Genomic DNA, 15,295 nt, shown 5'->3' with positions numbered 1-15,295 from the left:
ATGGAAAATCCGCCCTGGGCGATCGAGGAAGCGGAATGGCGTGCGCTGATCGGGCGCGTCCGTGCCGGCCGGTCGCTGCAGCCGCCATCCTGGCCGGGCAATGCCCCGTTCGCGGTCGCGCTGTCTTTCGACTGCGACCATGAATCGTTTGAAATCGGCGGCGGCGGCCGCGCGGTCGGCCGGCTGGCCTGGGGGGAGTTTGGCCGCCGGGTCGGGGTGCCGCGCATCCTGGCGGCGCTGGCGCGCAATCAGGTGCCGGCCAGCTTCTTCATGCCGGCTTTGTGCGCGCAGATCGACCCGGACGAGACGCGGCGGATCGTCGCGGCCGGCCATGAGGTCGGGCTGCATGGCTGGGTGCATGAGAATAACAGCCTGCTCGACCATGCGACCGAGCGTGACCTGATGCTGCGCGCGCGCGACGTGCTGGCCCCGCTGATCGGCGCGGACCCGGCGGGCTTCCGCTCGCCCAACTGGGATTTGTCGCCGCACACCATCGCGATCGTCGCGGAAATGGGGCTGGTCTATGACAGTTCGCTGATGGCCGACGAGACGCCCTATGAGCTGCTGCTCGACGGCCGCCCGACCGGCATTGTCGAGGTGCCGGTCGAATGGCTGCGCGACGATGCCGTCTATCTGATGTTCAACCGCACGCCGGCGACCCGGCCATGGATGACGCCCGACGATGTCCACCGCATCTTCCGCCGCGAGCTGGAGGCCGCCCATGCCGAAGGCGGGCTGTTCCAGCTCGTGCTGCATCCGTTCGTGATCGGCTATCGCTCGCGCATCTGGATGCTCGAGGCGCTGATCGAACAGGCGCGCGACCTGGGGGCGTGGTTTGCCACCCACGAACAGGTCGCGCGCTGGTGCGGACGGGGGCTTGGTCCAGTCTAGCGCATTTTTCGAGCCGGGCCGGATCAGCCGGCGGCCCGGAAAATGCGCCAACTTCAAGATTCAGCGTTGCCGATCCGATGCAATCGGATCGGCGTCGCTGACGCCGAGCTTGTCGAGCTCGTCGGTGGCGCCGAGCATCTGCCAGCGGATGAGCGACACCGGGATCATGCCATAGCTGTTCAGCTCGTCGAAAAAGTCCTTCACCCGGAAATCCTTGCCGCGCTTTTCCGCGACTTCGGTGATCAGCCGTTCGATCATCGCCTTGCCGGTGATATAGCTCGGGCCATAGCCGGGCAGGCGCAGATACATTTGCTGTTCAAAGCCGAGCAGCGGCAGGTTGGGCGACATCCAGCCATTGGGCGTGCGGCTGACCTGCATCGCCATCGCGGCATCCAGATCGATCATGTTCGCCTGCGCATAGAGCGAGGCCAGACCGCGCGCCGCGCGCTGGGCCTGCATGATCCACACGATCTCGCGCGCGCGGGGATCATCGTCGAACAGGCCGGCATTGAGCATCAGCTCTTCCATCGCCGTCGCCATGCCTTCAGCCCGGCTGACCCAGACATTGTAGAGCAGCGGGCCGCGCCGGATCGGGCTTGGATGCGGGTCGGCCGCCATGTTGGCCAGATCCCACCAGTGATAGAAATGGGTCCACAGCGTCATCGGCGCGCGGTGCATGGCGATGTGGAAGAAGTTCTGCTGTTCGGGCGGCACATAGCTGCCGATGCGCGCGAGCAGCGCTGGCTTCATATAGTCGCGCACCGTCAGGATCTGGCGGTCGTCCATGAAGCGCAGATATTTGTCGACCGCGGCGCGCGCCTGCCGGTCATATTCGGCCGGGCTCTGCGCGCCGATCAGCGGCGGCAGGGCGCGGTTGCGATGCTCTTCCATCCGCAGCGCGGCATGCGCGCGGTCCAGCTCGCGCTGGAGGATCGCGACTTCGTCCTCCCAGGTCAGCGGCGAACGCTGCACATGCTTGAGGAACCAGCTATATTCGGCCTTGCCGACGCCGGACGGGCCGGTTTTCTTCGGGGCCTCGGCCTTCACCCAGTCAAGAAACTCGCGGGTCGCGCCGGTCGCGGCCTCGACCGCGCGGCGCAGCGCCGGATTGCCGCCCGCAACCTTGGTGCGCAGCTCTTCCAGCGCGGTCAGCTGTTCGCCGATGGTGACGATGCTCGCCTTCCACAGATCGCGGGTGTTGCCGGTCAGGTTGCCGCGCGCCTGGGTGAGCAGGGCGGGGATGTGCGCCAGTTCGCCGGCCAGTTTGCGTTCGGCCGCCGCGTCGAGCGGGAAGCTGTAGGTCCACAGCTCCACCGGCATCGGATGCACCGGGCCTTCATGCGCGGGCGTGTCGCTCTGCGCCGTCCAGATCGAGACATACCAGGCCGGGTCGCGCCGCCAGGGCTGGGCGACGCGCAGGTCGAAATCCAGCCCGTTCATTTCCGAACGCACCAGTTCGCGGTCGACCTTCTGGGCGATCGTCCATTTGGCCGCGGGCAGCCGGTCAAGCCGCGCGCGCAGCTGTTTCAGCGCTTCCGCCTGCCGGGCCAGCGCCGGGGCGGTGAAATCGGGCGCGCCGCCGCGCACCTCGCCCTTTTGCAGCTGGCGCCACTGCGTGAACAGGCTCTCCAGCGTGTCAGGCTGCGCGGCCAGCGCCGGCGGGGCCATCATCATGGCCAGCGCCGCAAAGACAACAAGCTTCATTCGCGTCGTTCCTCCCCTTGATGGCCGCACGGCGATCAGCATCGCCTGCGGCCCTTGAGCCAGCGTCCGACCAGCACAGCCCCGCTGCACAGGTCGGTCATGGTCATGTCGAAACCGGCATCGCCCAGCCGCGCACATGCGGCAGCGGTTTGGCCGGCATCGGGCGCTGCCTGCACCAGATCGGCCAGCCGCGCGCGATGTTCGCGCCAGTCGGCGGCGAGGCGATCGACACGCGCGGGATCGGGCTGCGCGGCAAGCGCGCGCGCATGATGATAAAAGCCCTCTAGCAGGGCGGTGTTGCCCGCCGTCCGTTCCGCCGCGATCACCTCGCGCAGCAGCGGGGCGAGGGCATCAGGCCCGCGCGCGATCGCGGCAAAGCCGCCCAGATCATGATCGATCCAGTCGGCCTGGGCGATCTGTTCGCGCGCCTGCTGCACGACCGCACCGTCGGCGGCATGGAGCAGCCATGCGATCTCGCCGCCGGTCACGCGCGCGGCCTCGTCAACCGCGTCGTCCAGCCCGGCATATTCAACGCCGAACTGGCTGACGACCAGATCGAAGCTGCGATCGGCAAAGGGCAGGCGGCGGAGATCGACGCCGCCGAGAATCCGTGCCTCCGGGGTCTGGATCGCGTGCTGATCGGCAAGGTCGACGCCGGTCGGCGACTCGATCCCGGCCGCCGCCGCCATCGCCAGCACCGCGCCGCGGCCGCAGGCCAGATCGAGCAGCCGGATCGCCGCCGGCCGCCCGGCGAACACCGCCTGCCAGCCGGCAGCGATCACCTGCTGCGCGGCTGGCGGAAACGCCGCCGTGCAGCCGTCGCGCGCGCTCCCGCGCCAAAAGGCGCTCCAGAGCATTGCCTGCTCCGTGTCTCCGCTGCCGCCGGGCCGGTTTGCCATAACCGTTATCTGGCACGGCCGCGCCGCCTGTGCCAGCGCATTCTGTTCGCTGTGCGAAATTGCGTGCGCAGGGCGCGCATAACGATTGACATGGTTCCGTAATGGAGCGACGGTGCGCATAGCGGCAGTCTGTTCGCAGTATGTGCGTCTGGCGAACAAATATAAAAACCGCATTCGTTCAGGGTGGACCCAGCATCAACAGATTGAAAAGGGGGGCGAATATGGCCATTTCCAGTCACGGCAGCAGCGGGATCCGGGGCGTGACGCTTCGTGCCGCATTGCTCGCATCCACGCTCGCCGGCGCATTCGCCGCGACGCCTGCGCTGGCGCAGGACGCCGCGCCGCCCGAGACTGCCGCCGCCAACGCCGATGCCGGTGACATCGTCATCACCGGGTCGCGCCTGCAGCGCCGCGATCTGGTCGCCAACAGCCCGATCACCACGGTCGGGGCCGAAACCCTGCAGGCGCAGGGCGCGGTGACGCTCGAACAGTCGCTCAACCAGTTTCCGCAGCTCGTGCCCGACACGACCAGCAGCACCAACCAGAGCGGCGGCTCGGGCATCCTGTCCGTCGATCTGCGCAGCCTCGGCGCGGTCCGCACGCTCGTGCTGGTCGATGGCCGCCGCTTCATGCCGGGCGACGTGACCGGGCTGACCGACCTGGCGCTGATCCCCGATCTGATGATCGAGCGCGCCGAAATCATCACCGGCGGCGCGTCGGCCGTCTATGGCTCGGATGCGGTCGCCGGCGCGGTCAACTTCGTGCTCAAGCGCAACTTCGAAGGCGTGGCCGCGCAATATCAATATGGCGAGGCGGACCGCGGCGACGGCGCGTCGCACAAGGCGGACCTGCTCCTGGGCGCGAACGTGTCCGAAGGCCGGGGCAACATCACCGGCTATTTCTCCTACACCAGCCGCGATCAGGTGCTGATGGGCGACCGCGCCTTTTCTGCCAATCCGGTGCTGGCCGATGCGCAGGGCCGTTTCCAGCCCTTCGGCTCGGGCAACATTCCCGGCGGCCTGATCGGCATCAACAGCACCCAGATCCCGCAGCTGACCGGGGTGCCCGACCTGAACAATGCGAGCGGTGCCTGCCCGGTTGCCAATGTCGGCATCCGGTTCGGCGCGCAGGGCGAGCCGCTGCCTTTCTGCCGCCCGCGCGACCAGTTCAATTATGCCGCGCCGAACTTCCTGCTGCGCCCGCTCGAGCGCTATCAGGCGGCGCTCAACGCGCGCTATGAAATCACCCCGAACGTCGAGCTCTACAGCCAGTTCTTCTACGGCAAGAAGGTCAACTCGTTCCAGCAGGCGGCAGAGGCGGTCAACCCGTCCAGCTCGGGCCAGCAGGCGGGCACGGTGCTGATCCCCAATGCCGACACCAACCCGCTGTTCACCTCGGCCCAGCGCACATTCTTCGCGGCCAATCGCGGCTTTTTCGATCCCGATGGCGACGGCGTGTTCACGCTGCGCAATGTCGGCCGCCGGTTCGAGGAATTCGGCCCGCGCACCGTGGAGTTCACCACCGACGCCTTCATGATCTCGACCGGGCTGCGCGGCAGCCTCGATCTGTTCGGCAACAGCTGGCGGTGGGACACCTTCTACCAATATGCCCGGACCGACGAGCGCCAGGTGCGGTTCAACCTGCTGTCGCGCTCGCGCACCACGGCGGGTCTCGACGTGGTGGTGGTGAACGGCCAGCCGGCCTGCCGCAACCGCGAGATTCCGGGCTGTATCCCGGTCAACATCTTCGGCACTGAGACGCTCACCCCGGCCCAGGCCAATTTCCTGAGCGTCAACACCTCGACCGACAGCCGCTTCACCCGCGAAGTCGCCGGCGGCACGCTGGCGGGCGATCTGTTCGACCTCCCGGCGGGTGCCGTGTCCACGGCCGTGGGCTTCGAATATCGCCGCGACGGCTTTTCGATCACGCCTGACGAAGTCGCGCTCAGCAACGATCTGGCGGCGATCAACGTCGCGCCGATCGTCAACTCCGGCGCGTTCAGCGTGAAGGAAGTGTTCGGCGAAATCCGCATCCCGGTGCTCAAGGACCTGCCGCTGATCAAGTCGCTGGCACTCGAAGGCGCTGTCCGCTTCTCCGACTATTCGACGATCGGCAGCGTCGTGACCTGGAAGGGCGCGGTCGACTGGGAAATCACCGAATGGGCGCGGTTCCGCGGCAATTACAGCCGCGCCATCCGCGCGCCCAACCTCAACGAGCTGTTCGCGCCGGTGTCGCAGGGCTTTATCGGCGGGCGCGATCCGTGCGTGCGCACCAGCAACCCCACCGCCGCGCAGAAGCAGGTCTGTCTGGCCCAGGGCGTGCCCGCGCAGTTCATCGACACGCTTGAAGTCGCGCAGAGCCAGGGCTTCGACGTCCAGTCGGGCGGCAACATCAACCTGCGCGAGGAAACGGCGGACACGCTGACCCTTGGCCTCGTGTTCACGCCGATGCGCGGCCTGTCGGTCACGCTCGACTATTTCGACATCACCGTCAAAAACGCGATCTCGCAGGTCGACGCGCAGACGCTCGTCAACAACTGCTTCACGACGCTCGATACCCAGGGCCCGTCCTGCCAGTCGATCACGCGCAACAGCTCGGGCAACATCCTGTCGGTGCGCGCGCCGCTGCTCAACATCGCCGAACGGCAGGTGCGCGGGCTCGATGTCGGGGTGAACTACACCTCGGCAACGCCCTGGCTCAACTTCTGGGCCGAGGACAGCCGCCTGACCGTGCAGTTTGTCGGGTCGTTCCAGTTCAAGGACAGCAACATTCCGCTGCCCGGCGTCGCCTCGGTCGAATGCGCGGGCTTCTACGGCGGTCCGTGCTCGAGCGACGCGGTGCGCATCACGCCCGATTTCCGCGCCTTTGCCGGGCTGACCTACACTTCGGGTCCGGTCACCATCAACAACCAGCTCCGCTATATCGACGATCTGGAGCTGTCGCCGCTGTCGCCGCCGACCGAAAGCGGCACGCTGGGGGCCGAAACCTATTGGGATCTCTCGGTCCGCGCCAAGGTGTACAAGAATATCGAGCTGTTCGGCGGCATCAACAATGTGCTCGACAACCAGCCGCCGGTGATGGGCTTTGCCGCAGGCGGCGATTCCAACACCAACCCGCAGCTCTTCGACGTGATCGGCCGCCAGTATTTCATCGGCGCGTCGCTCAAGTTCTGATCTCGGGACCGGAAAGGGGAGGACCCATGGCTGCTCTGCGTTTCAAACTCCGGCATGCACTCGCGCTTGCCTTGGCGGTGACGGGGGCGGTGTCCCTGCCGGCACCGGTGCTGGCGGCGACTTCGGTCGCCGATCAGGCCGGGCCGCCGGCCGGGCAGGGCAGCTATGGCGACCTGCTGGCGCTCTGGGCCGATTTTCTGGCCTGGCGCGATGCCCCGGCGGCGTCGCAGGATTTCAGCGCCGCCGCCGTGGCGGCCCGGCGCACGGCGATCGCCGGCTATCTGCGCCGGATGGAAGACATGAACGTCGCGGCCTGGGACCGGTCGCGGCAGGCCGACTGGCTGGCGGCGCGCAGCAAGATGGACGAGGTCAACTTCCTGCTGAACGTGTCGAAGCCATGGGAGCGCGATCCCGGCTTTTACGTCGACCAGATGCTGGAGGTGACGTTCACGTCGCTGCCGGCCAAGGGCGAGGCGCTGGCCCGGCTGCAAGCCGGGCTGCGCGCGATCCCGTTGCTCGTCGCCCGCGCCAAGACCCAGTTGCGCGACATTCCCGGCGACTATGCCGATCTGGCGCTGCACAACCTGTCCAACGCCGATGGCGTCGGCCATGGCCATCCCTATCGCAAGGTGCCGCCGGCTGGGGTGATCGGCTGGTATGACGATCTGGAAGCGCGGGCGCGCACCGCCCAGCCGGCGCTGCTGAAGGACATTCGCGCGGCGCGTGCGGCCGCGCTCGACATGAAGGCATGGCTGACCGCCGGGCGGCCGCAGATGACCGCGCTTGCCGGTGTCGGCAAGGCGAATTTCGACTGGTATCTCAAGAACGTCAAGCTGCTGCCCTATACGGCCGACCAGCTGCTGGTGCTTGGCGACCGCGAGACCAAGCGGCTCTGGTCGATCCATGCGCTTGAGGAGCATCGCAACCGCAAGCTGCCCCGGCTGACGCTGCCGCAGTCCGAGGCCGAATATGAAGCGCGCCGGGCCGAGACCGACAAGCGCATCCGCGCCTTTCTGACTGGCGAGGAGATCATCACTATCCCCAGCGACATTGGCGAGCTGTACGTCAATGTGCCGTGGATCGTGCGCCCCAAGGGGCCGAATTTCTGGGAACAGGTCCAGTATCGCGATCCCAGCCCCGACTGGCTGCACGCGACGATCCCCGGCCATGCCTTTGACGGGCAGATGGCCAAGCGTGACACCCATCCGATCCGCGGCCGGATCAGCGACGGCGTCCGTGCCGAAGGCTGGGCCGTGTATCTGGAAGAAGGCGCGCAGCGGCTGGGCCTGTTCGAGGACACGCCCCGGGTGCGCGAGCTGATCGACATTTTCGGCATTTTCCGCGCGGTGCGGATCGCCGGCGATGTGAAGTTGCAGCTCAATCAGGCCAAGGTCGCCGATATTGTGCGCGAATGGCAGGCCTGGACGCCCTGGCTCGACGCGGATGTCGCGCGGGTCGATGCCGAAATCTATCTGCGCCGTCCGCCCGGCTATGGCCTTGGCTATACGGTCGGCATGATCGAGATGCAGAAGCTGCTGGCCGATGTCCGCCACCAGCAGGGCGAGGCGTTCGTGCTCAAGGATTTCCACGACCGCATCATGACCATCGGCCGCATCCCGATGTCGCTCATCCGCTATGACATGACCGGCTATGACGACGAGGTTCGCCACTTCTGGAGGCGCGATCCGATCCCCGGCAGCTGAACCCCGGCAGCACGACGGACGACGCGTCAAAAGAGCGGGGGCGGGGGATTTCGATCTCCCGCCCCCTTTTCCGTCCGCTGGCGGTCAGAGCCCGCGGGTGATGGTCTGCGAGGCGGCGGTGAGTTCGGGCAGGATCTGGCGGCGCATATCCTCGACCGTCATCCGTGCCGAGGGGCAGCAGACGTTGAGCGCCGCCAGCACCCGGCCTTCGCCATTGCGCACCGGCACCGAGATCGAGCCAAGACCGACTTCCAGTTCCTGATCGACGATGCTGTAATTCTCCAGCCTGACCCGGTCGATCTCGGCGCGCAGCTTGACCTTCGACACCACGGTGTGCGGCGTCAGCGGTTCCAGCTTCACCCGTTCCAGATAGCGGTGCAGCGCCTCGATCGGCTCGGCTGCAAGCAGCACGCGCCCGGTCGACACCGCATGGGCCGGCGTGCGGCTGCCGACGGTGATGCTGACATTGACCAGCCGTTCGGAGGTCGAGCGCGCGATATAGGTGACGTAATCGCCGGTCAGCACGGCGGCGAACACCGATTCCTGCAGCGTGCGCGACAGGTCGTTCATCACCGGCTGGACGACGTCCAGAATGCCCATCGACGACAGCGCCGAATAGCCAAGCTCCAGCACCTTGGGCTTCAGGCTGAACAGCTTGTTGTCCTTTTCCGCATAGCCTTCGCGGACGAGGGTGAGCAGGAAGCGCCGCGCCGTCGCCCGGGTCATGCCGGTTTCCCGCGCAATCTCGCTCAGCGTCATGCGCGGCCGGGCGCGGGTGAATGCCGAAATGACCTCCAGCCCGCGCGCGAGCGAGTTCACATAGTCCCGGTCGCTGCCTTCAGTTTCGAGGTCCGCTGCGTCCATTTCCACTCCCGTCATCCTCTGCGCCGCCGCCGCGGGGGCAGCCGGCCACGCCGTGCCTCGATACTGCGCTTCCCGCGCCGCGTCGATTCCTGTCCCGGACGCCGGTTGCAACCTTGCAACGCGGGATCAGGCGTCGCATACGGTCCACAATGCGCACAAATGTTCGTATAACGCGCTGACGACGTGAGAGCAAAGGACAAGCGATGATCGACCTCGCCCCCCCCGGCACCGCCGAACTTGACCGCCGGTTCGTATTCCACCCGTTCACGATGCTCGCCGACCATGAACAGGCGGGGCCGCCGGTGGTGATCACCGAGGGGCGGGGGGCCGTGCTGGTCGACGAGGAAGGCCGCAGCTATGTCGACGCGATGGCGGGCCTGTGGTGCGTCAATGTCGGCTATGGCCGGCGCGAGATTGCCGAGGCGCTGCGCGACCAGGCCGAACAGCTGTCCTATTGCCACGCCTTCTCATCGATGAGCAGCGACAAGCCGGCGCTGCTGGCGGCGCGGCTGATCGCGATGGCGCCCGAGGGCATGTCAAAGGTGTTTTTCGGCAATTCCGGGTCCGACGCCAACGACACCCAGGTCAAGATCGCCTGGTATTACAACAATGCGCTCGGCCGCCCGGCCAAGAAGAAGATCATCGCCCGCCAGCGCGGCTATCACGGCGTCACCGTGATGACGGCGGGCATGACCGGCCTGCCCGGGCTGCATGCCGGGTTCGATCTGCCGCTGCCGATGATTCGCCACACGCTCGCCCCGCGGCGGCTGTGGGAGGGCCATGGCCTGAGCGATGCCGAGCTGGTCGCCAAGCTTGTCGACGATCTCGAGGCGCTGATCGCCCGTGAGGGGGCCGACACCATTGCCGCCATGATCGTCGAGCCGGTGATGGGCGCGGGCGGGGTGGTGCTGCCGCCCGAAGGCTATATGCCGGCGATCCGGGACATTCTGCGCCGCCACGACATTCTGATGATCGCCGACGAGGTCATTTGCGGCTTCGGGCGGCTGGGATCGATGTTCGGATCGCTGCTTTATGACATGCAGCCCGATCTCATCACCGTCGCCAAGGGGCTGACCTCCGCCTATTTCCCGCTGTCGGCCTGCATCGTGTCGGACCGGGTGTGGTCCGTCCTCAAGGACGGCGGGGCCCAATATGGCGCCTTCGGCCATGGCTATACCTATTCGGCGCATCCGCTGGGCGCGGCGGCCGCGCTCGCCAATCTCAACCTGATCGAGAATGAACGGCTGGTCGACCGGGTGACCGACCTTGGCGGCTATATGCAGCAGCAGCTGCACGCGGCGTTCGACGATCACCCGCTGGTGGGCGAAGTCCGCGGCCATGCGCTGATCGGCGCGGTCGAGTTTGTTGCCGGCATCGGGGCCGACGGGCCGGTTGCGTTCGATCCCGCGCTCAAGGTCGCGCCCCGCATCGTCAAGGGCGCGCTTGAACGCGGGGTGATCGGCCGGGCGCTGCCGGCGGCGGACACCATCGCCTTTTCGCCGCCTTTCGTGATCGAACGCTATGAGATCGACCGCGCCGTCCAGGCATTCCGGGACGCCGCCGATCAGGTGCTTGGTGAACTGCGCGCGGCCGGGGTCTTCTGACAGGCATACGGCCGCGCAGACCCGCAGGGCGCCCTGTCGACACGGCAGGGCGTCGGTTCGTTGAAGGGAGCGGGCAGCGGGATGGGGCGCTCCGGCATGGCCGGGGCGCCCCTCTTTTTATCCACCAACTTGTCGGTGCCGGCTGGCGTGTCAGCGATTGCCGCGCTTGCGCAGATGGGCGGCCCAGGTGGTCGCGCCGACCGCCGGATCGTCGAGATTGCGCGGGGCCGGCGGCGGGGCGGCCTGATTGTGCGGCGCGGTGCGCACCAGATCGGGATCGCGCCGGGCCTCGTCACAGACATGGGCGAGCACGTCGATCCAGTAATCAATGTCCTCGCGCGACCACATTTCGCCAGCTTCGGGGGTGAAGGGCTGCGGCACGATCCATGGCTCGTGGCTGAGCCAGAAGGCGTCGATGCCGAAATCGGCCATGCGGTTCTGCACCTCGACCGCGCTGATGCCGGTGTCCTGGAACAGCTCTTCCAGGCTGAACCGGGTCATTTCCAGCCGATAGCCCGGCATGTCGGGGTGCGACCGGGTGACGCCCGGAATCGCGAGCAGCCGCTTTTCCATGTAATTGTTCAGGATCACCGACATGTCGGATGCCTCCGCGATGCCCTCGGCCCCCATCGCCCGCGCCCAGACATAGGCTTTGAACACCTGCTGCAGATTGCCCATGAACTCGCGCACCCGCGGGGCGGCGGCGTCGCCATGGACCAGATCGAAACGGTCGCCGGCCGCCACCACGCGCGGACCCGGCAGGAACCGCGCCAACTCGGCCGAGCAGCCATAGGCACCGACCGCCGGCCCGCCGCCGCCCTTCGACACGCCGAACGTCTTGTGGAGCATGAACATGCAGGCATCAAAGCCCAGATCGCGGGCGCGGATCTTGCTCATCACGCCGTTGAAATTGGCATGATCGTAAAATGCGAGGCCGCCGGCCGCCTTCACCTTGCGCACCCAGACGTCGATTTCGGGGTTATAGACCCCCATGTCGTCGGGGTTGTTGATCATCAGCGCGGCGGTGCGTGACGACAGCGCCGCGTCGAGGCTTTCCAGCGTCGGATAGCCATTGGGACCAAGCGGCAGGGTGATGACCTGAAAGCCCGCCGTCGCGGCCGTCGCCGGGTTGCAGGGATGCGACTGGATACTCGTGATGATTTCGGTGCGCTGGCCGGCCTCGCCGCGTTCGGCATGATAGGCGCGGGTGATGCAGGCCTGGGTATAGGCCGCATCCGCGCCGCCCGCCGCCTGAAAGGTGAACGCATCCATCCCCGACAGCGCGCAGAGAATCTGTTCCAGCCCGTGCACCGCCTCCAGCAGCCCCTGCATCATCTCGGGATGCTGGGCCGGGTGCAGATCGGCGATTTCGGGGCGCGCGGCATGCTGTTCGCCGCGGCGCGGATTATATTTCATCGTGCAGGTGCCGAACAGGCTGACGCCGATCATGCCCATCGTCTGCTGCGAGAGGCGCAGATAATGGCGCAGCACGTCCGGCTCGGCATTTTCCGGCAGCGCGGGCGGCGCGGCCCGGCGCAGCGCCGGCGGCACCAATGCCGCGCCTTCGGGGGCGAGGGGGAAGAGCTGGCCCCGGCGGCCGGGGGCGCCCATCGCCATGATCACCGGTTCGTCCCAGACCGGCGCGTGATAACGGCGCAACGTCATGCGAGCAGCTCCTCAAGGGTGGTGGCGAGCCGCTCGATCGCGGCTGGATCATGGACTTCGGTAAAGGCATAGAGCGCCGAATTGCCCATGACGGGCAGCGTCCGGTTGAGCGGCAGCCCGCCCAGAATGCCGGCACCGCGCAGCGCCCGGTCGACCGCCTCGACCGGAACCCGGTCGAACATCACGGCAAACTCCTTGAAGAAGCCCTCGGTCGCGACCACGCTCAGGCCCGGCACGCGGGCGAGGCGTTCGGCGGCGGCATGGGAACGGGCGAGGATCAGATCGCCGACCTCGCGAAAGCCGGCGGGGCCGAGCAGCGCCATATAGACGCTCGCGCCGATCGCCCAGAGATAGGTTGAGTTGCCCGTCCAGTCCTTGCCCTCCTCGCGCGAGCCATAGGAGGATTGGTGGAACCGCATCAGCCCGAATTGCAGCGAACCGTCGACCGCTTCGGTGATGCTGTTGAGCAGGGTCGGATATTCGCCTGCATAACGGTCCTCGTCGCGCGAGGCGATGAACCCGCCCAGCCCTCCGCCGGCATGCATGTGGATGCCAAGCGTCTGGATGGTGCCGACCGCGATGTCGGCGCCATAGGCCCCCGGCGGGGCGACGACGCCCAGGCTGATCGGATCGACGCCGACCACTGCTTCGGCACCGGCGGCATGGGCGATATCGACAATGTCCGCCGCCCGGTGCTCCAGCCCGCCCAGAAAGGCCGGGTTCTCGAAATAGATTGCGGCGATCTCCGGCCCGGCAAGCGCCTTCAGCGCGTCGATATCGGCGCGGCCCAGCCGGTCGCACGGATAGGTGTCGATCAGGATCGCATCCTGCGCCGTGGCCGAAGCGCAATAGCTGTCGATGACGGCGCGGCGTTCCGGGCAGAGCAGAGCGGGGACCAGAACGCGCCGCCGCCCGTTCAGCCGGGCCGCCATGCGCAGCGCGTGGCCAGCGGCACAGCCCCAGCTATAAACCGGCAGGCCGACCAGATCGAGGTCGAGCAAAGCGCCAAGCTGGCTGGTGAACTCGAACCACGCCTGGTTGCGCCCGAAATCCGACGATGGCGTGCCCCAGACCGGGGTCAGAAACTCCGACCGGGTGACGATCTCGTCAACGACGGCGGGCACATGATGCTGCCAGCATCCCGCCCCCAGAAAGCTCAGCATCTTGCCCGCCGGCTGGTTGCGGGCGATCAATCCGTCCAGATGACGGGTCAGCTCGATCTCGCTTGCCAGCGCGGGGGGCAGCGCCAGCGGCGTCTGCAGCCGGTGGGCGGGCGGGATCTGGCCGAACAGATGTTCGGCATCCTCGACGCCGATTTCGGCAAGCAGCGCCGCGCGCTGGGTGGCGGTGGAGTTGGGCATGAACGGATGGGCGCGGGAGTTCTGGGTCATCGGCAGCCTTGGAAAAATGTGCTAACAGCGAACATAATGTCCATTATGCGAACGGAGAGTGCGTGCGGGTCGGACTGATTGTCAACCCGATCGCGGGGGTTGGCGGCCAACTGGCGCTGAAGGGCAGCGACGGCGCGCTCGCCCGTCAGGCGATCGCGGCGGGAGCCGTCCCGGCGGCGGGCGCGCGGGCGGCGCAGGCGCTCGGTGCCCTGTCCGGCCGGGGCGTCTCTGTCGTCACATGCGCAGGCGAGATGGGGGAGGCGAGCGTTGCTGCCGCCGGGCTTGCCGCCGACATTGCCTATCGGCCGGCGGGTGCGACCGATTCGGCCGATACCGTCGCCGCTGCCCATGCCATCGTACGTGCCGGGGTCGATCTGCTGCTGTTTGCCGGGGGGGATGGCACGGCACGCGATCTGCTGGCGGCGCTTGGCAGCGATTGCCCGGTGCCTGTGTTCGGCATTCCCAGCGGGGTGAAGATGCTGAGCGCGATTTTCGCGACCAGTCCGCGCGCGGCGGGCAACGCCCTGACGGCCTGGGCTGACCTTGGGGTGCCGCCTGCGCGACTCGTCGACATTCTCGATCGTGACGCCGATGGGGGGATCCGGCTTCACGGTGCTCTGCCGGCCCCTGACACCGCGATGCGTCAACCGGCCAAGGCCGCGCGCGACGGGACGGCCGATGCGCGGCTGCACGCGGCTGCGCGAGTCGTGGCGGCCGATCTGCAGACGGCACCGCTCGCCATCATCGGCCCGGGGGCAACGATGATGCTGGTCAAACAGGCGTTGGCAGGCACCGGAACACTGCTCGGCGTCGATGCCTATCATTACGGTGCGCCGCTCGCGCTCGACGCGGATGCCGCGACGCTCAGCCGGCTCGCACGCGATTCGGCGGCGCGAATCGTGCTTGGGGTGATTGGCGGCCAGGGCTTTTTGTTGGGGCGGGGGAATCAGCAGATTCCTGCCGCATTGATATCACCCGATGTGCGTGCCGGGCTGGATATCATCGCTTCGGCCGACAAGCTCGCGGCGCTGGATGGCGGGGAGTTGCTTGTCGACAGCGGCGATAGCCGTGTCGATACGGCGCTCAGCGGCTATGTCCGCGTGCGGACCGGGGGGGCGACGAGCATGATGATGCGGGTGCGTCCAGCCTGAGAGCGATGGCCTGCGGCGGGGTGCGGAGAGGGGCGTTTTTGGCAGTCGTGTGAAAAGCTGTTGACGGCCCAGAATCGTCTCCCTATATGCCTGTTCACCGCAGCGACGCGGGCTTCTTGGCCCCCACTGCTGCGGTTGCGAGAAGCTGAGGGCGCCCGGCACTCCCGGTAAAAGGGGGGAGCGGAACGGCGTCCCTGTTTTTGGCTCTTTGACATTGTTGATGCAAGATGAAGGGACATGTGGGCGGCGG

10 protein-coding genes are annotated in these 15,295 nt (G+C 67.2%); 5 read left to right on the top strand and 5 right to left on the bottom strand.

Annotated elements, in window-relative coordinates:
• On the top strand, positions 1-891 hold the full coding sequence (locus OPU66_RS11100; protein WP_498553716.1) for a polysaccharide deacetylase family protein: 891 nt from the start codon (positions 1-3) through the stop codon (positions 889-891).
• A gap of 60 nt (positions 892-951) precedes the next feature.
• Here OPU66_RS11100 and OPU66_RS11095 read toward each other — a convergent pair whose 3' ends face one another.
• Entirely contained in the window at positions 952-2,595 is a 1,644-nt protein-coding gene (locus OPU66_RS11095) for a DUF885 family protein (protein WP_498553715.1), read from the bottom strand.
• Positions 2,596-2,630: 35 nt separating this feature from the next.
• Positions 2,631-3,452, bottom strand: a complete 822-nt coding sequence (locus tag OPU66_RS11090) for a methyltransferase domain-containing protein (protein ID WP_498553714.1) — start codon at positions 3,450-3,452, stop codon at positions 2,631-2,633.
• Positions 3,453-3,715: 263 nt separating this feature from the next.
• Between OPU66_RS11090 and OPU66_RS11085 the strand changes: the two genes are divergently transcribed.
• Positions 3,716-6,667 (top strand): TonB-dependent receptor domain-containing protein, encoded by a 2,952-nt coding sequence (locus OPU66_RS11085; RefSeq protein WP_498553713.1) that lies wholly within the window; start codon positions 3,716-3,718, stop codon positions 6,665-6,667.
• A 26-nt stretch (positions 6,668-6,693) separates the two neighbouring features.
• On the top strand, positions 6,694-8,370 hold the full coding sequence (locus tag OPU66_RS11080) for a DUF885 family protein (protein WP_498553712.1): 1,677 nt from the start codon (positions 6,694-6,696) through the stop codon (positions 8,368-8,370).
• Positions 8,371-8,454: 84 nt separating this feature from the next.
• On the opposite strand, the gene OPU66_RS11075 is transcribed toward OPU66_RS11080, so the two are convergent.
• The gene (locus OPU66_RS11075; protein WP_498553711.1) at positions 8,455-9,234 is read right to left on the bottom strand and encodes an IclR family transcriptional regulator domain-containing protein; all 780 of its coding nucleotides are present in this window, start codon (positions 9,232-9,234) and stop codon (positions 8,455-8,457) included.
• Positions 9,235-9,437: 203 nt separating this feature from the next.
• Here OPU66_RS11075 and OPU66_RS11070 point away from each other — a divergent pair, with 203 nt between their 5' ends.
• A complete protein-coding gene (locus OPU66_RS11070) occupies positions 9,438-10,838 on the top strand; it encodes an aminotransferase (RefSeq protein WP_498553710.1) in 1,401 nt (466 codons plus the stop codon).
• Between the two features lie 150 nt (positions 10,839-10,988).
• Here OPU66_RS11070 and gcvPB read toward each other — a convergent pair whose 3' ends face one another.
• A complete protein-coding gene (gene gcvPB, locus OPU66_RS11065) occupies positions 10,989-12,503 on the bottom strand; it encodes an aminomethyl-transferring glycine dehydrogenase subunit GcvPB (RefSeq protein WP_498553709.1) in 1,515 nt (504 codons plus the stop codon).
• Entirely contained in the window at positions 12,500-13,894 is a 1,395-nt protein-coding gene (gcvPA, locus tag OPU66_RS11060) for an aminomethyl-transferring glycine dehydrogenase subunit GcvPA (protein ID WP_498553708.1), read from the bottom strand. The genes gcvPB and gcvPA overlap by 4 nt, the downstream gene beginning before the upstream one ends.
• Before the next feature lie 62 nt (positions 13,895-13,956).
• Between gcvPA and OPU66_RS11055 the strand changes: the two genes are divergently transcribed.
• The gene (locus OPU66_RS11055; RefSeq protein WP_498553707.1) at positions 13,957-15,045 is read left to right on the top strand and encodes an ATP-NAD kinase family protein; all 1,089 of its coding nucleotides are present in this window, start codon (positions 13,957-13,959) and stop codon (positions 15,043-15,045) included.
• Positions 15,046-15,295: the final 250 nt, after the last annotated feature.

The organism is Sphingomonas sp. URJC2 (genome assembly GCF_059803575.1).
This window is presented reverse-complemented; position numbering and strand designations above follow the sequence as displayed.

Coding starts and splice junctions, on each gene's coding strand:
- OPU66_RS11100 (WP_498553716.1), top strand. CDS start 1: ATGGAAAATCCGCCCTGGGCGATCGAGGAAGCGGAATGGCGTGCGCTG.
- OPU66_RS11095 (WP_498553715.1), bottom strand. CDS start 2,595: ATGAAGCTTGTTGTCTTTGCGGCGCTGGCCATGATGATGGCCCCGCCG.
- OPU66_RS11090 (WP_498553714.1), bottom strand. CDS start 3,452: ATGCTCTGGAGCGCCTTTTGGCGCGGGAGCGCGCGCGACGGCTGCACG.
- OPU66_RS11085 (WP_498553713.1), top strand. CDS start 3,716: ATGGCCATTTCCAGTCACGGCAGCAGCGGGATCCGGGGCGTGACGCTT.
- OPU66_RS11080 (WP_498553712.1), top strand. CDS start 6,694: ATGGCTGCTCTGCGTTTCAAACTCCGGCATGCACTCGCGCTTGCCTTG.
- OPU66_RS11075 (WP_498553711.1), bottom strand. CDS start 9,234: ATGGACGCAGCGGACCTCGAAACTGAAGGCAGCGACCGGGACTATGTG.
- OPU66_RS11070 (WP_498553710.1), top strand. CDS start 9,438: ATGATCGACCTCGCCCCCCCCGGCACCGCCGAACTTGACCGCCGGTTC.
- gcvPB (WP_498553709.1), bottom strand. CDS start 12,503: ATGACGTTGCGCCGTTATCACGCGCCGGTCTGGGACGAACCGGTGATC.
- gcvPA (WP_498553708.1), bottom strand. CDS start 13,894: ATGACCCAGAACTCCCGCGCCCATCCGTTCATGCCCAACTCCACCGCC.